3 protein-coding genes are annotated in these 3,153 nt (G+C 60.7%); all 3 read right to left on the bottom strand.

Translation table 11 applies throughout. The annotated features are described in order from the left end of the window. Positions 1 to 89 precede the first annotated feature (89 nt). The 3 genes from PSUB009319_RS22690 to PSUB009319_RS22680 are packed head-to-tail and all read right to left on the bottom strand — an operon-like array spanning position 90 to position 2,994. Positions 90 to 1,094 (bottom strand): tyrosine-type recombinase/integrase, encoded by a 1,005-nt coding sequence (locus PSUB009319_RS22690; protein WP_124384420.1) that lies wholly within the window; start codon positions 1,092 to 1,094, stop codon positions 90 to 92. Next, entirely contained in the window at positions 1,091 to 2,032 is a 942-nt protein-coding gene (locus PSUB009319_RS22685) for a tyrosine-type recombinase/integrase (RefSeq protein ID WP_185453543.1), read from the bottom strand. Before PSUB009319_RS22685 ends, PSUB009319_RS22690 begins: the two co-directional genes overlap by 4 nt. Continuing rightward, positions 2,029 to 2,994 carry a tyrosine-type recombinase/integrase gene (locus PSUB009319_RS22680; RefSeq protein ID WP_185453542.1) on the bottom strand — a complete coding sequence of 322 codons (966 nt, stop codon included), beginning with the start codon at positions 2,992 to 2,994 and terminating at the stop codon, positions 2,029 to 2,031. The genes PSUB009319_RS22685 and PSUB009319_RS22680 overlap by 4 nt, the downstream gene beginning before the upstream one ends. Positions 2,995 to 3,153: the final 159 nt, after the last annotated feature.

Below are 3,153 nucleotides of genomic sequence, written 5' to 3'. Positions count from 1 at the left end.
TTTACGATTATGCGCAGCGCCGAATTATGCGCAGCCACGGCCGAAACGCTGCTTGCAGCGGAAGTCTCCGGCCGTCGTGGTGAACATAATTAGAGGGCATCGAGGAACGCCAGCACTTTGTCGGTCGCCCGAAACCGCGGAGCAGTCTGGCCTGCCGGCTGGAGCCGACTCAGGGCCTGCTCCTTCAGAGCGAGATCGGCTTCCATGTAGATGTGCGTCGTATCAAGGTGCTCATGGCCGAGCCAAAGCGCGATCACGCTCATGTCGACGCCCGACTGCAATAGATGCATGGCCGTCGTGTGACGAACAACGTGGGGCGAGATGTGTTTCCCGCGCAAGGCAGGACAAGCGTCTGCCGCGCGCGAGACGGCCTTTTGCAGGATCGCGTCAACCCCGTTACGCGTCAGCCTCTCGCCACGATAGTTGGTGAACAAGAGCGCGCCCGGTTCCTTGCCCTGCTCGCGCGTCCACTTTCTCAGAGCATCGGCAGTGCGCGTCCACAAGGGAACGCTTCGTTCCTTTCGCCCTTTGCCATGCAGACAAACGAAGCTGCTGCGACTGCCGAACTCGATTTGCCGACATTCCATCGCCGTAATTTCTGAGACTCGCGCCCCCGTGTTGTACATCGTGAGCAGCAGCGCATGGTCACGTCGTCCAGAGGACGAAGAGAGATCCGGAGCGGCCAAGATCGCTTGCATCTCGGGGCGTGAGAGGGAGCAAATCAGACGACGGTCGGTGCGCTTTGTAGGAATGGCCCGCACGGACGTGGCCAGACCCGCAAGATCAGGTCTCGCGACGGCGATCCAACGGAAGAAGGAACGGATCGCGGCGAGTCGAGCATTCCGGGAGCGCGCCGAATTGTTCCGCTCTCGCTCGAGGCTTTCGAGGAAAGCGAGAATGACGTCCGGCCCGAGATCGGTGACGTTGATCGCCACAGGCTCGACGTGCAGCCTGGCCACGGCAAACTTGAGCAGGAGACGGAACGCGTCCCGGTAGCTGCTGATCGTCTGGGGGCTGACGTTGCGATGCGCGAGCAGATGCTTGACAAAGAATTCCTGAAGCAGCGGCCCGACGAGGGCGTGAGCATGTCTCATTCTTCCCCTCCCGTGGTTGCAAACATGGCGAAGCGATCGGAGGCGCCGGCAAGCAATCCCGGAGTTGCCGAGATATACCAGTAGCTGTCGCTTGGGCTGACGTGGCCCAGGTACACGGAGAGATTCGGGATCAAATCCCAAACGGGTACCTGCTCGTCGTACCACTGTGTGAGGCGATTCACCGCGAAGGTGTGGCGCAACGAGTGCAGCGTTGGCCGTCGCCCGCTCGGCCGACGCAAGCCGAGCTTGTCTGTGACGTGGGAGAACCATCGTTCCAGGTATTTCTGATCGAGCGGCTGCCCACGGTCCGTTGCGAAGAAGAAGTTCGATTGCCTTGCATGGCAGCGGCGGCTACGGCGATCGGCGTACTGCCTCAGGCGACCTGCCGTGGTGGGGTGCAGCGGCACGATGCGGGACTTCTTGAACTTTGTTTCTCGCACGATGAGGTGAGGCACGGCGTCATGCAGACGTACATCTGAAACCTCAAGGTGTAGCGCTTCGCTAATGCGCAATCCCGAACTCGCCAGCAGGCCCAACACCGTGACGTAGGCATTTGCACGCAATCCTCCCCGCGGCCTCACGTTTGCTGGTGCCTCCAGAATCGATCGCAACTGTTCCGCATTCCAGATGAAGGGAGGAGTTCGAAGCGGGGATCGCAGGAGGTGTTTGTCCGGGACAGCGGTCGCGGGATCGATGGCCTGTACGAAGCGTAGAAATCCGCGCAGCGCACCGAGAATGGCGGACTGTGTCTTCGGCGCGCGGTGAACCTGCTCGATCCATGCGAGCACATGGTTGGTCTGGATGGGCTCGTCAGGATGTTCGACAACGTAGTCCCGCACGAATTGCGTCAGTACGCTGCGGTGGGTCTGCCGGTAGCCTAGCGACTCACGATGCTGCAGGTATTGCGCAAGCTGATTCTCCAGTTCCTTGGGTTTCATGTTCTCTCTCCCGGCCATGGCATGGCGATACGTGAGAGCGCCGGCAGATCAAGCTTCGCGTAGATGGCGGTGCTTTGTAGCGACTGATGACCGAGCACGTCGGCAATGCCCTTGAAACTGGCCCCTTGCCTGAGCATGTTCGTCGCGGCGGCATGGCGTAGCAGATGCGCAGCACCACGCGCCGAAGAGATGTCGGCTCGCGTCATGGCTCGCCGGACAATCCTGGAAATCGATGACGAATCTGCGAATGGCCTCCATGGTGGAACCGCTTCGAGGAAAATGGCTCTGTGCGGCGAAGACGGCCGCTCGCGTTTGAGGTAGGCCAGCAGTGCGCGGCCGACGTCGCGGGCCAACGGCAAGTCGCGATCTCGACGCGACTTGGTGCCGCGAACACGGATCACGCCGTTGCCCCAGTTGATATCGTCAAGCGTGAGCTTGATCATCTCGGCGGCTCGCATTCCCGTTCTCGCTAGCAGGAGGACGATCGCCGTATTGCGCAGTGGCTGGTACGTATCGCCGTTCGCAGCAAATGAGATCACTCGGTTGACCTCATCGGTCGATAGGTAAGCAGGTAACGCAGCGTGGCGCCAGCGCCGGATTCGGGGTATCGCGCCCTCAAGCCCAGGTGCGACCAATCCTTTGAAGGCAAGGAAACGCAGCATGGCACGCAGTGCGACGAATGGCGCATTCGATGGCCGTCGTGCCTTCGACGCAAGCTCGCGGCGCGCATACGCACGAAGCGCATCCGCTGACAGGTGATGCCATTCTGGTTGAACGCCCGAAGTCCATTCGTACAGGAAGTGCTTCACGAACCGGCCATACTTCCGGCGGGTGCCGCCCGCGAGACCGCGAACGGTTGCGAGGAAGGCTTCGAACTCATCGAGAAACTGGGCGACTTGAGCGTGTGGCGCCGGGAGCGCTGTTGATGTAGTCCTGCTGGACCGTTTGCGCGACTGTGACATTCTTCTTCTCCTGCCGGCCTCCATGGCCGGTAGGAAAAGTTCAGGACATTATGCGAAGCGTTTCCACCTGACTGCCGACGTCGGATCTCGCGTCACATAGTCGCACTGGGATCAAGCTCGTATCGCTGCGCATAATCCGGCGCTGCGCATAATCGCAAA

This window comes from Ralstonia sp. SET104, assembly GCF_003851545.1.
In the GTDB taxonomy this organism is placed as follows: Bacteria; Pseudomonadota; Gammaproteobacteria; order Burkholderiales; family Burkholderiaceae; genus Ralstonia.
This window is presented reverse-complemented; position numbering and strand designations above follow the sequence as displayed.

Excerpts from the sequence above, each read along its gene's own strand:
- PSUB009319_RS22690 (WP_124384420.1), bottom strand. The coding sequence starts at position 1,094 with ATGAGACATGCTCACGCCCTCGTCGGGCCGCTGCTTCAGGAATTCTTT.
- PSUB009319_RS22685 (WP_185453543.1), bottom strand. The coding sequence starts at position 2,032 with ATGAAACCCAAGGAACTGGAGAATCAGCTTGCGCAATACCTGCAGCAT.
- PSUB009319_RS22680 (WP_185453542.1), bottom strand. The coding sequence starts at position 2,994 with ATGTCACAGTCGCGCAAACGGTCCAGCAGGACTACATCAACAGCGCTC.